Source organism: Psychrobacter celer (assembly GCF_016107555.1).
Lineage (GTDB): Bacteria > Pseudomonadota > Gammaproteobacteria > Pseudomonadales > Moraxellaceae > Psychrobacter > Psychrobacter celer.
The window spans coordinates 1-16,946 of sequence record NZ_JABASU010000030.1 but is presented as its reverse complement, the minus strand read 5'-3'; the positions used below and the strand labels follow the sequence as shown (position 1 = coordinate 16,946).

The following is a 16,946-nucleotide window of genomic DNA, read 5'->3' as shown; positions in this document are numbered from 1 at the left end:
AGCAAAATGACGCAACAAAACAAAGGCGACGCACGGTTATGCTAGAGGTACCAAACGTGGTCTCAATGCTTGCTAGTAAATGCTACAATGAAAGGCGAAAGTTTAACACATTCTGCCCTTTTTTCGGACGTTATAAATAATTATCTGTAAAAACACCGTCTTTGATGAGCGAGAATTTTTAAGATTAGACTTAACGAGGAAATCTGATTTTTCTAATAAAAAATAGAATTAAATCAAAGTGTTAATGTAAATATAGGATGGTTTTAACTATGCAAAAAAAATTGCCGCTATTAATCACCACCGGTGAACCTGCTGGTATCGGTATGGATATTGTCTTGCTACTGGCCGATACAGGTAAGCTACAAGACTTTGCGCGTCCTATATGGGTCACTGCCGATCATACCGCGCTGCAAAAGCGTGCTGATATGTTGCTGGCAGCGGGCGTACTACGAAGCTGTCCGCGCTGGCAAACTGTCGATTTAGACATAGCAGCTGATAATTTCTTAGAGCAGATGCCACAGCAAACGCATATGAATACTCATGATGGCCATGCGTTTATTTTGTTAAATACGCCTTGTGCTCAATCCGTCATTTGTGGACAAATTAATACGCGCAATTCGGCCATGGTCGCCCAGCAGTTAGAGATTGCCCATCAATTGGCCACCTACAAAGCCATCGCGGCCATTATCACAGGACCATTACAAAAGTCAGCACTGATCGATGCCGATATCAGATTGCCAGATGGCACCATGTTCAGCGGTCATACTGAGTTTTTTATGCAGCAAAGCGGCTGCGATAAAGTGGTGATGATGCTCGCCAATCAAGCCATGAAAGTAGCGCTTGTCACCACGCATTTGGCCTTAAAGGATATCCCTGCTGCCATCACCGCTAATAATGTACGGCAAACGGTACAAATCGTCCTCGATGATATGCAAGAAAAATTTGGTCTGATGCAGCCACGTATATTGGTCTGCGGTCTAAACCCACATGCAGGTGAGGGCGGACATTTGGGAGTGGAGGAGATGGAGATTATCAATCCCGTATTGCGTGAGTTTATCGCTGCCGGGGTTAATATCTCTGAGGCGATGCCAGCGGATACGCTGTTTACCCCCAGACACTTAGCAAACTGCGATGCAGTCATCGCCATGTATCACGATCAAGGCCTACCAGTGCTCAAATCGCATGGATTCGGCGACACAGTCAATTTAACCTTGGGGCTGCCTTATATACGCACGTCAGTGGATCATGGCACGGCGTTAGACCTAGCAGGGAGCGGCGGTGCCAGTGCTACCAGTCTGTATCAAGCATTAAATATGGCTAATGAGATGGCAGACAGATCCATTGTTAGTGGAACTATTGTATAAGTTGCTGACTTATCTAGATTTGTTAGGCATTATGGGGTAAGTCTAACGTCAGCTATGTCTATTTATAAATTATCAAGCATGACCTGATATAATTGGTTCCATTATACCGGTCTGTTTTAAGTGGCCTATAAATGGGGTTACAGGGATAAATAGCTGGTTCCCTTGGGGTATAGCTTTTGAAACCATTTTTCTTTATATTGCCACTTAGACAGGCTGGGCATTTGATGTATAGTGTCATTTGCATTTCACTATTTATCAATTTCTCAGCCTGTTTTTTTCCAACCTACTTTTTGAACCACCACCCGGATATAAATGTAACTATGAATAAAACAACTTTTAAAATATCGAAGATGGACTGCCCTTCGGAGGAAAACCTAATCCGAATGAAATTAGAGGGCCACTCGAATATTGAACATCTTGAGTTCGACATTCCTAACCGTCAATTAACTGTGTTTCATCATGACAATATAGAAGGGATAGAGACTGCTATTCATGACCTAAAATTAGGAGACACCCTACTCTCGACCGAAACCATTGACCCCTCTGATCCCAACAATAATTTTAAAATTGATGCTGACTCTAGTCACAAAAAAGATGCTGAGCAAAGAAAGCTACTATGGATAGTGCTGGTCATTAACTTTGCTTTCTTTATTATTGAAATGAGCACGGGACTGATTTCTCGTTCGATGGGGTTGGTCGCCGACAGCTTAGATATGTTAGCAGATAGCTTCGTGTACGGAATTAGCTTATTTGCGGTCGGTGGAACGGTCATTAAGAAAAAACGGATTGCTAGAATTGCCGGATATTTTCAAATTACGCTAGCGATTCTTGGTTTTTTAGAAGTACTAAGACGTTTCTTTGGCAATGAGCAGTTACCTGACTTTTCTACCATGATAGTCATATCGATTCTTGCGCTAATTGCAAACTTGATTTGCCTCTATTTACTACAAAAATCGAAAAGCAAAGAAGAAGAAGCCCATATGCAAGCCAGTATGATTTTCACTTCAAACGATGTGATTATCAATTTAGGGGTAATTGTTGCAGGGATTTTGGTTAATTGGTTACACTCTAGTACGCCTGATTTGATTATTGGTAGCATCGTATTTGCTTTAGTTATTCAGGGCGCCTTTAGAATATTGAAGTTGAGTAAGTAGCCAAGCCTAATAACTGAAGCAAATAGCTCAAGTAAGTAGCTTAATTAAACCGCTAAGTGTAAAGTAACTGGGTTTGAAGCAAATAAACATCATAAGGATATGAGACCTCAAGCAATGATTGAACAAACTTTAAATCTAGTCACCACCAAAGACCATCAGCAAGTTGCCGTTTGGCGAATAATAGATGATGAAGTCTTTGATAAGAATCTGGTGGTGGTCAACTAATTTAGGACACTAATAAAATTCAAACCTACATCGCCATTACTTATAACCCTGAGTCGAGAACGGATAATAATTATAAGCGTTGGGGCAACTTTTATGACCGCCAAGATCTGTTAGTAGGTGACGAGTTGGTGGAGTGTATGTAACAATGGCAATTCTATGGTTATGGGCTGTTGATGGTATTCGACCAACGACATGGGACATATTAGGTACAGCAGTGGCACTTCTAGGTATGGCTATTATTATGTTTGCACCGCGCAATACATAGGATACGGTTGTTTTAACCATCACGTGCTAAAAACTCCAATAGAGTGGGAACATTCTCTCTAGCACTGCGTCCAGCACCAATCAGAGTGGCAGAACCTGGGCTTGCCCAGTCACCATAACCAAATAACCATAACCGATGCTCCTTGACCGCTTGCCCATCTTTAACTTGCACTTTTCCATCAGCTTCTAAGACATTTAAAGGTGCTAGATGGTCAAGATTTGGTTCAAACCCAGTACACCAAATAACGGCATCTATCGTTTCTTCACTACCATCAGCCCAAATGACGCCTTGTTGAGTAAATTGGCTGAACATAGGTACTGAATGTAAGATACCTTTGTCACGTGCCGCCTTGACGGGAGGCACCATGACGATATCACCGATACCGCCCTCAGGATCACCATTATTGCTGCCAGTAATACGTGCTGTTGCTCTTTCAAACAGGACACGTCCATCGACATCATCGGCTAAAAACAATGGGGGCTCACGTGTTACCCAGCTGGCGTTAGCCACTTCAGCCAGCTCCGCATAGATTTGTGCACCTGAATTACCACCACCTACTACCAATACGCGCTTATTTCTGTAGGCGTCTGGGCCTTCATAATGCGCGGAGTGGCATTGCTCCCCAAGATACGCTTGCTGACCTTTGATAGAAGGAATTATAGGATTGCTCCAGGTTCCCGTTGCGCTCACGACGGTTTTTGCCAACCATGTAAAACTTCCATCAGTCACCCGTAAGCAATTGTTTTCATCATCACGCTGTACGCTTTGGACTTGATAAGGTCGGTAGATTGGTAACTTATAATGTTCTTCGTAGTCAGCAAGGTAATGGATGACCTCGTCTCTATGGGGATACTCTCCATCTTTTGCTTTTGGCATCAAGCGACCTGGCAAGGAGCTCATAAGAGCAGGAGAAAATAGGCGTAACGATGGCCAAGTATGCTGCCACGCGCCGCCACTTTGGTCTTGATTGTCAAGAATGATGAAGTCAAGTTTCGCACGTCTCAGATAGTAGCCAACGGCTAAACCGGCTTGACCACCGCCGATAATGATGGTGTCGAATACTTTAATTGACATAATGCTCCTTAGTGTCTGCTACCAGAAAAATCGGTGGTGTTCTAAAAAGTATGCTGGCATCAGACATAGCCATAATTGACATAGAAGAATACCAAATCAAACACCTTAAAGTGGTTATTAAATTTCTTTGAGAAGCAGCAGGTCTTTCGAACGGCTCGTCGCAATCGGTGTCTAAGGCGACAGTTATTACCTTCTATGCCTACCGTATGCTGCTTGCCGATTTGTTTCTTGTCAGGCTTGAATGCGGTTATAAAGCTATCCCAGTTATCCATGCTAATAGAACCATAGCTGACTTTCAGTTGTTTAAGACGGGCTCTTAGCTTCTTAGCTGTTTTCAGGTCACGTTTGCCCCAGACATAAGCGACAATCTCATTGGTAGCGCGGTCATAAGCATAAATAAGCCAAACTTTACGCTTTTTGCGATACACGTAAGTCCAAAACTCATCAACCTCTAAGCGTTCATAATAGCGCTTCTTAGGCGCAATCTTATAAACAGATGAGCCTATGGTGCTAAGCACTTTACCAATGCTAACTGAGGCTATAATAGCAATGTCTCTGACGCCACAGCCTCTCACTGTCATTAGCCGTATTTTATCTTCTATTCTAGAGTGACAGCCGTTATAAGTTAGGGCATGATCGCCAATAAACTGGCGTTTGCAGTCCTTACATTGATAGCTCTGCTTGCCATAGCTTTTTTTGCCGTGTATCGAAAAACTGGGACTGTGACAGTCGGGGCAATTGATCTGTATTTGTGTCTTCATAACCTCAAATATATCATCTTGCTTTGGCTGTCACCCTCCTTTCATCTCCTCAGCATACTTTCTGACACACCACCACTTTTTGAATACCTTAATAGGTCTTTACTTACAAACGCGCGCTGATACAGACGTATCGTTCTAGGATGCGTTACGAAAAAGTAATGAGCGCTAAAAATAAACTGGGCTCTAAACCGTTCTAGTCATTTGAAAATAAAACTGTCATACTTTTAAATTGAATCTGCTACACCCCAAGTAATCGCCCAATAAGTGATGTTGCGACCATGGCCAATACACCCCACACGACGACGCGAGTGACAGCAGGGAGAGTGGGTGCACCGCCCAAGCGCGCCGATACCATGCCAAGTAGGACTAAGCCGACTATGGTCAGCGCGGCCAATGACCAAACAAGGATCTGGGCTGGAAACACCAAGATGCCGATGACAGGAAATATGGCACCAGTACTAAAGGCCAATGCGGAGGCAATGGAAGCTTGCAGGGGCTTTGCTTGACTGATTTCAGTTAGCCCTATCTCGTCACGAGCATGAGCCTCAAGTGCATCGTGCTCAGTTAAGGCGACAGCAACTTGGTGTGCTAAGTCTTGATCAAGTCCACGCTGCTTATAAATTGTTGTCAGCTCGACAAGCTCCCGCTCAGGATTATGCGCCAGCTCGTAAAGCTCTTTTTTTAAATCAGCCTTTTCAGTATCTGCTTGTGAGGACACAGAGATATACTCACCAGCCGCCATCGATAAAGCCCCTGCAGTCAGTGACGCCAATCCTGTCAGTAATAAGGTTTGGCTGCTCGCGTTTGCGGCGGCAACACCAACCAGTAAACTGGCGGTAGAAATGAGTCCATCATTGGCGCCAAGTACCGCTGCTCTGAGCCATTGACTCCGGTTACTTAGGTGCGGCTCATCGTGAATAGAGTATGACATAGACATCCTCAAAAAATACGGTGGTGTTCTAAAAAGTATGCTGGCATCAGACATAGCCATAATTGACATAGAAGAATACCAAATCAAACACCTTAAAGTGGTTATTAAATTTCTTTGAGAAGCAGCAGGTCTTTCGAACGGCTCGTCGCAATCGGTGTCTAAGGCGACAGTTATTACCTTCTATGCCTACCGTATGCTGCTTGCCGATTTGTTTCTTGTCAGGCTTGAATGCGGTTATAAAGCTATCCCAGTTATCCATGCTAATAGAACCATAGCTGACTTTCAGTTGTTTAAGACGGGCTCTTAGCTTCTTAGCTGTTTTCAGGTCACGTTTGCCCCAGACATAAGCGACAATCTCATTGGTAGCGCGGTCATAAGCATAAATAAGCCAAACTTTACGCTTTTTGCGATACACGTAAGTCCAAAACTCATCAACCTCTAAGCGTTCATAATAGCGCTTCTTAGGCGCAATCTTATAAACAGATGAGCCTATGGTGCTAAGCACTTTACCAATGCTAACTGAGGCTATAATAGCAATGTCTCTGACGCCACAGCCTCTCACTGTCATTAGCCGTATTTTATCTTCTATTCTAGAGTGACAGCCATGATAAGTTAAGGCATGGTCGCCAATGAATTGACGTTTGCAGTCCTTGCACTGATAGTTCTGCTTGCCATAGCTTTTTTTGCCGTGTATCGAAAAACTGGGACTGTGACAGTCGGGGCAATTGATCTGTATTTGTGTCTTCATAACCTCAAATATATCATCTTGCTTCGGCTGTTACCCTTCTTTTATTACTCCAGCATACTTTTTGATACACCACCATTTATTTTATTCACCCTGTTCAAGATCTTCTAATATGGCGCACTCTGCGTTTTCATTACCTGAGCAATGATCAGCAGAAATCTGTAATAAGCTCACCATATCTTGCAACTGAGCTATTTTTCGGTTTAAAGTTTCTATATGTGTCAGTGTTAATTTTTTAACATCAGCACTCTGCCGATCTGTATTTTTCCACAAATTAAGCAATTCTTTCATCTGTTTGGAGGAAAAACCTAAATCACGAGCCTGTCTTAAAAAGCATAAGTTTTTTATATCTTGATTAGAGTAGATTCGATAACCTGAATTCGAGCGTTTGGCGGTATCAAGCAAACCGATTTGTTCATAATAGCGAATCATTTTGGGAGAGATTCCTGATCGCTCTGACGCTTGACCGATATTCATAACTTTCCTCCTGATATAAAAAGGGTTAAAGCCAAACGGCTACTTTAACCCTATCTTAATATAATCTATGCTTTAATCGCTGGCACCTGAAAGTACTTTAAACGTAAGGCATTACCTAGCACAAAAACAGAGGATAGCGCCATTGCTCCTGCGGCAAAAATGGGTGACAGCAAAATACCAAATGCTGGATATAAAACCCCTGCGGCAATTGGTATCAGGGCAATGTTATAGAAAAATGCCCAAAATAGATTCTGTCGAATATTTTTGATAGTCGCTTTACTTAAAGCAATCGCATTAGGGACGCCTTGTAGACTACCTGACATCAACACCACGTCTGCTGCTTCAATTGCCACATCTGTCCCTGTCCCAATTGCCAGACCGACATCCGCTTGAGCAAGAGCAGGGGCATCATTAATCCCATCACCAACAAAAGCCACTCGTCCATACTGTTGTTGCAGCTGACGTAGTGCATCTACTTTTCCATCAGGCAACACTTCTGCGACCACTTGATCAATATGTAATTTTGCTGCAATTGCTTGGGCGGTATGCCGATTGTCGCCTGTAATCATTGCCACTTTTAAGCCCAGTTGATGTAAACCTGCAATAGCAGTATAAGTGGTATCTTTAATAGGGTCTGCAACGGCAATAATGGCTGCTAGCTTTTGGTCAATCGCGACATAAAGTGGGGTTTTACCTTCTTGTCCTAAGCGTGCAGCCTCATTTTCAAAAGGTGTAACATCAAGCTCTAATTGCTTCATATAACGATCAGCACCAATATGAATGGTTTGACCTGTCACTTCCGCTTTAATCCCTAGTCCGGTCACAGAGTCAAAAGCGGTAATCGGTAATAAGCTGATATTTTGTTGTTCTGCGGCTTGAACAATGGCTACGGCAATGGGATGTTCAGACTTTGCTTCAACCGATGCCACAATACGCAAGACTTGCTCATGTTGAAACCCTTGTTGGACATGAAAATCCGTTAAGGTTGGTTTACCTTCGGTCAAGGTGCCGGTTTTATCGACCGCAATGACTTTAACTTCCTGTAAAGCTTGTAACGCTTCACCTTTACGGAATAAGACGCCCATTTCTGCACCGCGACCTGTACCAACCATAATGGAGGTAGGGGTTGCCAATCCCATTGCACAGGGACAAGCAATGATTAAGACAGCAACGGCATTAACGAGACTAAACGTCAAAGCAGGCTCAGGACCAAGAACAAACCACACAGCAAAAGTCAGAGCTGCTAAGAACATGACCATGGGAACAAACCACATAGTGACTTTATCAACCAATGCCTGAATCGGTAATTTAGATCCTTGAGCCTGTTCAACCATGCGAATGATTTGCGCCAATACCGAAGAGTCGCCAATGGCCGTTGCCCGAAAATTCAAAGTTCCATTCTGATTGATCGTCCCTCCTACCACTTGATCACCCACTTGTTTTTTAACAGGAACGGGTTCACCCGTAATCATGGATTCATCAATATAGCTTTGACCTTCAACCACTTCACCATCAACAGGAACACGCTCACCGGGACGAATCTCAACGATCGTTTCTGTGGTTACTTCTGCAATCGGTACTTCATTCACTTGCCCATTATGGTGAACACGCGCTGTTTTTGCCTGCATACCCACTAGATGTTGAATGGCTTGAGAGGTACGTCCTTTGGCTTTTGCCTCAAAATAACGCCCTAATAAAATTAAGCTTACAATCACAGCGGCCGCTTCGTAATAAACATTCACAGTGCCCTCGGGTAGAACTTGTGGAATAAATGTTGCGACTAGCGAAAAACTATAAGCCGCCAGTGTTCCAACCGCGACCAATGAATTCATATCCGGTGCAAAACGCCATAATGCCGGAATACCTTTTTGATAAAAACGTCGCCCTGGAAAGATAAGAACCAGCGTCGTCAAAACAAATTGAATCAACCAGCTTTGTTGCGTGCCGATATTGTCCACGACCCACATATGAAAAGCTGGAATCATATGTGACCCCATTTCTAGAATAAAAACCGGAACGGCCAAAATCAAAGAGATGATTAAATCTCGTTTCAGCTGCTGCTGTTCCGTGGCTTTCTTGTCCTGTTGGTCACTTTGATCCTGCTCAACCAGCTTCGCATGGTATCCCGCTTTTTTAACGGCTTGAATCAAATCGCTGCTCTGTACTTGAGCGTTGCCTTGTACCCATGCGCGTTCAGTAGCAAGGTTGACGTTTGCTTGTTGTACGCCCTCAACTTTTTTTAATGCTTTTTCTACCCGTCCAACACAGGAAGCACAAGTCATACCTTCTATCGACAGCTCAATCGGCTGAGATGCCAAGATCTTATAACCGGCTCGTTCTACGGCTTTGGTTACTGCGATAAGGTCTAAAGGTTGAGATGAGGAAATCATGGCTTTTTCAGTCGCAAGATTCACCTCAGCATTTTCAACACCTTCAACTTTTTTTAATGCTTTTTCTACTCGTCCCACACATGAAGCACAAGTCATACCCTCAATGGGCAATGTCTCACTATAAAGATAAGACTTACTATTTTCTGAATTCATAACAGCCTCTATCATGTTCAATCTATTATCAACAGCATATAGGTTGACATCATGGTAAGGTCAAGTATATTTTTTCAAAAATGTGTTTGACCTTACCATTATGACAAGGCTTAAGCTTAGTGATGAAATAAAACTTATTTGGAGAAAGGGTATGAAACTATTGATTGCAAATATGAACTGTGGCGGTTGTGCCCGTGGTGTGACAGCAGCTATTCAGAATATCGACTCAAAGGCCAAGGTTAAGATTGATTTAGCAGCCAAAGTGGTCAGTATCGAAACCATCGCCAATATTGAGCAGATGACAGCTGCTTTAGCAAAAGGCGGTTTCCCTGCACAAGCGCAATGAATCAGCCTTATAAACGCGCAGCCTATCTGTTTGACAGAAAGGACGATGGGCTGAATCACATCTGAAAATATTGACCAGTTGGAGAAAAGCTGGAATGAGCAACTGCATCTTATTGATGCGCTTTAAAAAAGTAATCGCCTGAGTACATTACTCTTTATCCAGAGTAAATCTGCGCCGATACTCACTTGGTGTCAAACCAACAACACGCTTAAATATTTTACGAAACGCACTAACATCACTATAACCCACCTTCCACGCTATTTGCTCAACAGGCATTAAAGAGAACTGTAGAAAGTCTTTTGCACTACCAATGCGTAATCGCTGACAGTATTCTGTTGATGTCATGCCCGTCGCCTTATGGAAACGGCGCAGAAAAGTGCGCTCCTCTAACTGCGCACAACTGGCTAGGGTGGATAAATCAATAACCCGTGCTTCTGTTTTTTGTAGCCAATGCTGCACCTTTAGTATGGCCGCGTCACCATGGGTGAGGTTGGGTGAGAACGCACTGTAATAGCATTGTTCACGCCTTGAGGGGTCAATTAACAATGCACGAGCGGTCTCATTCATCACTTGTGAGCCAAGAAAGCGATCTACCATTCTAAGTCCTAAATCTGTCCAAGCCATCGCGCCACCAGCGGTCACAATATCGCCGTCTTCGATAATAATGCGATCCACATCAAGATCCACATCAGAAAAGCGCTGCTTAAAATCCTCTGCATAACCCCAATGCGTAGTCGCCTTGCGCTTAGATAGTAGTCCTGTTTCGCCCAACAAAAAAGCACCGGCGCAAACAGATGACATTATCACACCTCCTGAATGATGCTCTTTTAGCCATTCAAGCCAAGGTGCTGCTGCTTGCTTTGCAGTAGGCGCCTCTAACGTGGGTGGAATGATGACGGCTTTTAATTTTCCTACACTATCGGGATTGCTCGAAAAAGTGCAGGTAGGCTGCTGCTCAGAACCCGTAATCTCCCAGTGACTGACCTGTAAAGGCAGATCGGTTGTATCTTGACGTTCGGCAGCGATTTTACTGGCCACCATCAGTAAATCAGTCAGCCCAAGGATGGCCGCCATTTGTGCTTTCTCATAGACAATTAAGCCGATTTCAATAGCATATTTTTGATTCATATGTCGTTATTAACCTCTTATGTGTCGATGTAGCCACTCGTTAGTGTAGCATAGAGCTTGTAAAATATACGCCTATACAGTCACTTTGATAAAAAAAGGAATCATCATGAGCACAAAAGCACTTATCGTTGTAGATATTCAAAATGAGTATTTTCCGCAAGGTAAATTATCACTCGTAGGTATCAATGAAGCCGCTGATAATGCAGCTTTGGTTATTGCGTCTGCTAGAGAAAAAGGCCATACCGTCATTCATATCCGCCATGAAATGCCCTCTATTGATGCGCCGATATTTACGCCTAATACCGATGGTGTAGAAATCCATGAGAAGGTAAAACCGATAGAGGGTGAAGTCGTCGTTGTGAAGCATTATGCCAATTCATTCCGTGAGACGACTCTGAAAGAGCTGTTAGATAAAGAAGGCATTAAAGAGGTGACCGTAATTGGCGCCATGAGCCACATGTGTATTGATGCAACCGTTCGCGCGGCAGTGGACTTTGGTTATACCACGACCACGATTCATGATGCTTGTGCCACGCTTGATCTTGAATTTAATGGAACGACCGTACCCGCAGCGCAGGTTCATGCCACTATTATGGCAGCCATTGAGTTTATGTATGGCGAAGTGATTGATACCCAAACCTGGATTGCACGTTAATACTGAGTGTTTAACCAAACCCTCATTAAGTCGTAAAACAGACTCATCAACAAGAATCTCATTAACAAGGTATCAAATTATGGATATAGCGAAATCGCTCACCAGTACCACGCTGTTAAGTGGCGTGATGTTGTTAACCGCATGTACCACCTTTGCCACTCCAGCGGCTAATCCTAACGCTGACAAACAGACGGCGACTAATACGGTGGAATTCCAGCAAATCCGTAATGCCACGATCAAGCTCGATTATGCTGGCACCACGTTTTTAGTCGATCCGATGCTCGCGGCTAAAAACGCTTATCCAGGGTTTGCAGATACGTTAAATAGCCAAATACGCTATCCAATGGTAGATTTGCCGGTATCTGTTGCAGAGGTACTAAAGGCTGACGCCATTATTTTAACCCATCTACATGCGGATCATTGGGACGATGCTGCACGCAACCTGGTCCCTCGTAATATGCCAATTTTTACCCAAAATGAAGCTGATGCGGCAACCGTGCGTAAAGATGGCTTTACCGATGTCAGAGTGTTGACAGAGCAAGGGGTGGTGTTTAAAGGCACTAGAATAAATAAAACCATAGGACAGCATGGCACTGATGAGATGTACAAAGTTCCAGCGCTTGCTCAGGCACTTGGTAAAACGATGGGTATTGTGTTCCAAAAGCCAAACTACAAGACCGTCTATGTGGTAGGGGATACCATTTGGAATAAAGAAGTAGAGAATGCGCTGACTCGCTACAAGCCTGATGCGGTCATCCTTAATACAGGCTATGCAAAGCTGTCTACCTTTGTCGATGACTCTATTATTATGGGTAAAGACGATGTATACCGTGCGTATCAATTCTCACCTAATGCTCAGATAATTAATGTGCACATGGATACGGTCAATCATGGCGCACTGTCGAAGGCAGAGCTGCGCCGTTTTATCGAGCAAAAACATCTGGATAAACAACGTACGCTTGTCCCTGATGATGGTCAGTACTACAAGTTCTAGTTCTTTATGGATTTGTTTTTAGAATCACTTTTGTCTAGTCGTACTTTTTGAGTATTGCTAGACATGATAAATATGGCACAACTGAGACAGCTTATGAATATTCCAAATTATTCAGGTAGCGCACCTTTCGTCCTTTCGGTGCTTGACAATGCCTTCACTGGTGTTGGTCACACGGCAGAGGACACCATTCAAGAGATGGTCGCTCTTGCGAAACTGGCGGATAAAAGGGGCTTTCAGCGGTTTTGGATGTCTGAACATCATGCCATGCCGGGCGCTGCGGTTCCTTCGCCACAGATGATGGTTGCGCGTCTAACGGGGGAAACCGAAAGCATTAGGCTTGGTGCAGGCGGCATCATGCTACCCAATCATGTGCCTTTGGTCGTCGCTGAGCAATTTGGTATGCTCGATGCGATGGCGCCAGGACGGATTGATCTGGGTTTGGGAAGGGCGCCAGGTACTGATGGCGCAACGGCGTCAGCTTTGCGTCGTCATCAGGCAGCGAATGATGAGTTTCCTCAGCAAGTCGCAGAATTGTTGGGCTTTTTAGAAAACAGCTTTCCAAAAGACCATCCTTATAGTGAAGTTCATGCTGTGCCAGGCCCATGGCAGGCCGAGCAAAACCGAGTACCCCCATCGAAGACTACTGCTGATGTTTGGATCTTAGGGTCATCGACTTATTCAGCGCATCTGGCAGCACAGCTTGGCAGACCTTATGCGTTCGCATTACAGTTTGGCAGTGCTGATGTCTTAAATGCCATGCGGATTTACCGAGAGAATTTCCGTCCATCAAAAATCCTAGCCAAGCCATACAGTTTGGTCAGTATTGGTGCGATTGCAGATGAAGACCCTGTAGAGGCACGTCGCCAGTCAAGTTCTACTGCTATGGCAATGTTAAGAATGTTCCAACGTAAACCTTTTGCCCTACTGCCACCTGATGAAGTGGCGGCTTTTCAAGGTAATGCACAAGAGCATCAGATTATTGACAAATATACTGATCAAACCCTTCATGGTACTGCTGCCGAGGTAGCAAAAGGTTTGGAGGATATTCAGGAAAAGACAGGGGTTGACGAGGTAATGCTGGTTGTTCAGGGCTATTCGCGCCCCGCCCAATATCGCACCGTTGAGCTAATCGCAAATCACTATGGTATGCCAAGTCACTAGATCTTGTTGAGAATAACGATATTAAAAGGTGAGCGAAGAGCTTAATACCTAACCATTGGACTTGTTATTAGGTATGCCAGCAGTAATCCTTATTCCTATAACAGCCATTATGTTAATTTTAGAGAAACTCAATAATAAAACTATTTCTTTTTAGTTTTTATCTCACTAATTAATATTCCTAAAATGACACAAAGCCCACCAATAAGAGCTAAAAACGGTAAACGCTCTCCTGCCAGCCTTCCGAATATTGCTGCCCAAACAGGCTCACCTGAATAGATAATAGCGGCCCTAGAAGGATCTACAGTACGTTGTGCCCAATTCATAGCAAATTGAATGAGTGTGCTGGCAAATCCCAGACTTAATGTAACTACTACGAGTTGCCATGAAATATTAGGAATTTCCGTTTCTCCTGCGAAAGGCATGATAAAAAAACAGAAAATAGACGCTACTACTAATTGGATGATAGTGACATTCTTTAAATCGACTCTACCTGCAAACTTACTGATCAAAATGATTTCAAGGGCTATTCCCAGCGCACTCAAAAGAGTAAAAATTTGTCCTAAATTAAAGTTAACACCCCTAAAATCATTCCCTGTTAGAAGTATCAAACCAATAAAGGAAAAAAATATTCCAATCCAAATAAAGATATTTGGAAGCTTCCGATAAAAAATCCAGATTAATATTGGTACAAGAGGAATATATAGTGCTGTTAAAAATGCAGACTCACTACTTGTTATCGTCTTTAAACCTATAGTTTGAAGTCCGTATGAAAGTGCTAGTACGGCACCTATCGAAATACCCGCAATAACATCATCTTTACTTATCTTTTTTAGATACTTAAACGTAAAAATAAGCAAAATCATAGCAGCAACCAGAAATCGGCAACCAACAAAGAAAATAGGAGTCGTGTAATTAAGGACATAGTGAACAGCTAAAAAGGTTCCTCCCCAAATCATAGTTATAAATACAAGTACGATCTCAGGAGGTAATCTTTCTTTTAAGACATGAATTAAGGACATTACAAAATCTAAAGTGAAATATACTGCACTATTATTGCATCCATCTTGTTTATAGTGCAATATATTTCACATTAAACTTGTGGATACTCAGAATGAACACTGTCCTTGAATTTTTAGGAAAAAATATTCGTTTTTTTCGAGAGAAAATAGAACTGACTCAACAAGAGCTTGCTGATCGTTCAGGGGTAAGCAGACGTACAATAATTGCTTTAGAAGCAGATCAAATAAATATTAGTTTGGCTAAATTAGATGCTATAGCAAATGCCCTAAATATTAGTTTTAGTACTTTAGTTAGTCCGCTAGATTCAAAAATTCAACACTCTTGTACAAATATCTTAGCTTGGAAAGGCAATCATACAGAAAGCTATGCAAATTTACTGGGTACAGTGGATAACGGTACACAGACAGAAATGTGGATATGGTCACTAGCAGCTGGCGATTCTTATATAGCTGAACCTGATCCAGAAGGCTGGAAAGAAATGCTCTATATTATCCATGGAGAGTTAACACTTGAAATTGAAGGTCAATTTAAGATTCTAGGCCCTGAAGATTCGTTTATTTTTTCCAGCTCTACTTTGTACTCATATCATAATAAAAGTGATGAACAGGTAAAATTTGTGAGAAATGTTATTCATTAGCAGCTCATTTACCATAATGCAGCTTTCTAGGAACAATGGTCGGTTTGGAGAGTTCTATACTGCCCATTTTAGATGGTGAAAAGGTAGTGATTTAACACCATTATTGGAACATGTTCAGTGCGTTATACAGACATCGAACTCCTAGCATTAGGTGTGAATTTAACGGCGACTAAATCAATAGCAGGGGTTATTATCATTAATTTTTCTTATTAAGATCTCCCATTTTGGTTTCTACAGGACTGTCTTGTGTAGCTCACATGATCCATGTATTACAAAAGCACAAAAAAAGGTGATAGAGAAATCATCATAGTAACTGTAACTGCCTTAGCTTTTAAAATATAGTCAGCTCAAAATAAAATTGTTATGGTTAGGGCAAACATCATAAAACAATTTGGATAAGTCATTTTCCATCCAGCCTTGGCGTAGAAACTTCACCTGAGCCCATTTCTTTTCGATAGGGTTTAGGTCTGGGCTGTACGGCGGCAACCAAAGAATACGATGCCCGTGCCTGTTTAGTAGCTTTTGAATGCGTTTGCTCTTATGAAATTTGGCATTATCCATCACAATCACGCATTTGGTTTTAAGAGTTGGGATTAGCTTGTGTTTGCACCAGTGATAGAAGACGATGCTGTTGATGTTTGTCTCAAAGTAATCTAGGGCAAACAGCATCTTGTTATACAGAGCACCGATAACGTTGGTTCGCTTTTTACCTTGCCAGTTGTAGCTATCGATACAAGGCTTACCAATCGGTGCATAACCATGAGAGCGAATGGTTTCAGACTCAAAGCCGTTTTCGTCCATATAAACGATGGGATAGCCTTGCTGCGTAAAGCTATCAAGCTTTCCCTGATACACCGCTCTTTTTATTGGGCAAGCTTTTGGATGTTCTAATGTCTTTTTTTTGACTGATGCCTAGGCGCTTTAGGGCATGATAAATGCCTGTTTTACTACAGTTTAGACGACGTGCTCGCTCATACTGGTAATCATCAGGATGCTCTTTGACATCATTAAGTAGCACGTCATCTGGTATTTTATAGGGTTTGGTTTGCCTGGTTGTTTTACTATGAACACGTCTCTTCCAGTTTTGTATGGTGGTTGGACTGAGGTTATAGAATTTAGCTGCCTCGGCAAAGGTCATACCCTCGTCTAAGCTTTTTAGTACTTGTTTGCGGAAATCTAGTGAGTAAGTCATGGTCTTTATAATAACAATTGAATTTGTTAATTAGTTTATAACATTTTTAAGTAGGATTGACTATAGCCAGCTACAAGCTACAGATCACTACTAGAGTTTCATCTACCACCTTCACTATCTTATGGTGACTGAGCGTTTAAGCCACCACAAGCGTTGCAGTCTAAAGGAGCTTATTTATGCCAAATACCTTTAATAGACTCCCAATACTCTGAGAAAATAGAGTCATTACGCTTCGTTTCTTCCTGACTATCTAGATGGGTAGGTGGCAAGATAT

Annotated in this window: 17 protein-coding genes and 2 pseudogenes; 8 read left to right on the top strand and 11 right to left on the bottom strand. The window is 42.7% G+C overall.

The features are described 5' to 3' along the window. The first annotated feature begins 269 nt into the window (after nucleotides 1-269). Nucleotides 270-1,364 (top strand): 4-hydroxythreonine-4-phosphate dehydrogenase PdxA, encoded by a 1,095-nt coding sequence (gene pdxA, locus JFC05_RS11495; RefSeq protein ID WP_198336973.1) that lies wholly within the window; start codon nucleotides 270-272, stop codon nucleotides 1,362-1,364. A 165-nt stretch (nucleotides 1,365-1,529) separates the two neighbouring features. Here the strand turns inward: pdxA and JFC05_RS11490 are convergent. Continuing rightward, nucleotides 1,530-1,608: pseudogene (locus JFC05_RS11490) on the bottom strand (IS1 family transposase); the annotation flags it as partial. A gap of 76 nt (nucleotides 1,609-1,684) precedes the next feature. Between JFC05_RS11490 and JFC05_RS11485 the strand changes: the two are divergent. Both JFC05_RS11485 and JFC05_RS11480 read left to right on the top strand, forming a co-directional pair. After that, nucleotides 1,685-2,518: a cation efflux transmembrane domain-containing protein gene (locus tag JFC05_RS11485; RefSeq protein ID WP_058023794.1), complete on the top strand. Its 834-nt coding sequence runs from the start codon at nucleotides 1,685-1,687 to the stop codon at nucleotides 2,516-2,518. Between the two features lie 352 nt (nucleotides 2,519-2,870). Next, nucleotides 2,871-3,008: pseudogene (locus JFC05_RS11480) on the top strand (YnfA family protein); the annotation flags it as partial. A gap of 12 nt (nucleotides 3,009-3,020) precedes the next feature. Here JFC05_RS11480 and JFC05_RS11475 read toward each other — a convergent pair. From JFC05_RS11475 to JFC05_RS11450, 6 genes are all read right to left on the bottom strand, one after another. Continuing rightward, nucleotides 3,021-4,082, bottom strand: coding sequence for an ArsO family NAD(P)H-dependent flavin-containing monooxygenase (locus tag JFC05_RS11475; RefSeq protein ID WP_198336972.1), 1,062 nt, complete (start codon nucleotides 4,080-4,082; stop codon nucleotides 3,021-3,023). 59 nt (nucleotides 4,083-4,141) lie between these two features. After that, nucleotides 4,142-4,843: an IS1 family transposase gene (locus JFC05_RS11470; protein WP_198336971.1), complete on the bottom strand. Its 702-nt coding sequence runs from the start codon at nucleotides 4,841-4,843 to the stop codon at nucleotides 4,142-4,144. Nucleotides 4,844-5,081: 238 nt separating this feature from the next. Next, the gene (locus JFC05_RS11465) at nucleotides 5,082-5,774 is read right to left on the bottom strand and encodes a VIT1/CCC1 transporter family protein (protein ID WP_109592155.1); all 693 of its coding nucleotides are present in this window, start codon (nucleotides 5,772-5,774) and stop codon (nucleotides 5,082-5,084) included. A gap of 46 nt (nucleotides 5,775-5,820) precedes the next feature. Then, the gene (locus JFC05_RS11460) at nucleotides 5,821-6,522 is read right to left on the bottom strand and encodes an IS1 family transposase (RefSeq protein ID WP_198336970.1); all 702 of its coding nucleotides are present in this window, start codon (nucleotides 6,520-6,522) and stop codon (nucleotides 5,821-5,823) included. Nucleotides 6,523-6,603: 81 nt separating this feature from the next. After that, a complete protein-coding gene (cueR, locus tag JFC05_RS11455; RefSeq protein ID WP_007394853.1) occupies nucleotides 6,604-6,996 on the bottom strand; it encodes a Cu(I)-responsive transcriptional regulator in 393 nt (130 codons plus the stop codon). A 65-nt stretch (nucleotides 6,997-7,061) separates the two neighbouring features. Then, nucleotides 7,062-9,539 carry a heavy metal translocating P-type ATPase gene (locus tag JFC05_RS11450; protein ID WP_071002778.1) on the bottom strand — a complete coding sequence of 826 codons (2,478 nt, stop codon included), beginning with the start codon at nucleotides 9,537-9,539 and terminating at the stop codon, nucleotides 7,062-7,064. A gap of 151 nt (nucleotides 9,540-9,690) precedes the next feature. Here JFC05_RS11450 and JFC05_RS11445 point away from each other — a divergent pair, with 151 nt between their 5' ends. Then, the gene (locus JFC05_RS11445) at nucleotides 9,691-9,885 is read left to right on the top strand and encodes a heavy-metal-associated domain-containing protein (RefSeq protein WP_198336969.1); all 195 of its coding nucleotides are present in this window, start codon (nucleotides 9,691-9,693) and stop codon (nucleotides 9,883-9,885) included. Nucleotides 9,886-10,032: 147 nt separating this feature from the next. Here JFC05_RS11445 and JFC05_RS11440 read toward each other — a convergent pair whose 3' ends face one another. Continuing rightward, nucleotides 10,033-11,013, bottom strand: coding sequence for a GlxA family transcriptional regulator (locus JFC05_RS11440; RefSeq protein ID WP_025646092.1), 981 nt, complete (start codon nucleotides 11,011-11,013; stop codon nucleotides 10,033-10,035). A 106-nt stretch (nucleotides 11,014-11,119) separates the two neighbouring features. Between JFC05_RS11440 and JFC05_RS11435 the strand changes: the two genes are divergently transcribed. The 3 genes from JFC05_RS11435 (at nucleotide 11,120) to JFC05_RS11425 (ending at nucleotide 13,823) form a co-directional block, all read left to right on the top strand. After that, complete coding sequence (locus JFC05_RS11435; RefSeq protein WP_138019556.1) at nucleotides 11,120-11,668, top strand: cysteine hydrolase family protein; 549 nt, start codon at nucleotides 11,120-11,122, stop codon at nucleotides 11,666-11,668. 79 nt (nucleotides 11,669-11,747) lie between these two features. After that, nucleotides 11,748-12,662, top strand: coding sequence for an MBL fold metallo-hydrolase (locus tag JFC05_RS11430; protein ID WP_198336968.1), 915 nt, complete (start codon nucleotides 11,748-11,750; stop codon nucleotides 12,660-12,662). A 93-nt stretch (nucleotides 12,663-12,755) separates the two neighbouring features. Next, on the top strand, nucleotides 12,756-13,823 hold the full coding sequence (locus JFC05_RS11425; RefSeq protein WP_198336967.1) for an LLM class flavin-dependent oxidoreductase: 1,068 nt from the start codon (nucleotides 12,756-12,758) through the stop codon (nucleotides 13,821-13,823). A 140-nt stretch (nucleotides 13,824-13,963) separates the two neighbouring features. On the opposite strand, the gene JFC05_RS11420 is transcribed toward JFC05_RS11425, so the two are convergent. Then, complete coding sequence (locus JFC05_RS11420) at nucleotides 13,964-14,842, bottom strand: DMT family transporter (RefSeq protein ID WP_067732190.1); 879 nt, start codon at nucleotides 14,840-14,842, stop codon at nucleotides 13,964-13,966. Nucleotides 14,843-14,925: 83 nt separating this feature from the next. Here JFC05_RS11420 and JFC05_RS11415 point away from each other — a divergent pair, with 83 nt between their 5' ends. Continuing rightward, a complete protein-coding gene (locus tag JFC05_RS11415) occupies nucleotides 14,926-15,480 on the top strand; it encodes a helix-turn-helix domain-containing protein (RefSeq protein WP_443516289.1) in 555 nt (184 codons plus the stop codon). A gap of 342 nt (nucleotides 15,481-15,822) precedes the next feature. On the opposite strand, the gene JFC05_RS11410 is transcribed toward JFC05_RS11415, so the two are convergent. Beyond that, complete coding sequence (locus JFC05_RS11410) at nucleotides 15,823-16,335, bottom strand: IS630 family transposase (RefSeq protein ID WP_244658204.1); 513 nt, start codon at nucleotides 16,333-16,335, stop codon at nucleotides 15,823-15,825. Further along, the gene (locus JFC05_RS11405; RefSeq protein WP_198336966.1) at nucleotides 16,316-16,672 is read right to left on the bottom strand and encodes an IS630 transposase-related protein; all 357 of its coding nucleotides are present in this window, start codon (nucleotides 16,670-16,672) and stop codon (nucleotides 16,316-16,318) included. The genes JFC05_RS11410 and JFC05_RS11405 overlap by 20 nt, the downstream gene beginning before the upstream one ends. Nucleotides 16,673-16,946: the final 274 nt, after the last annotated feature.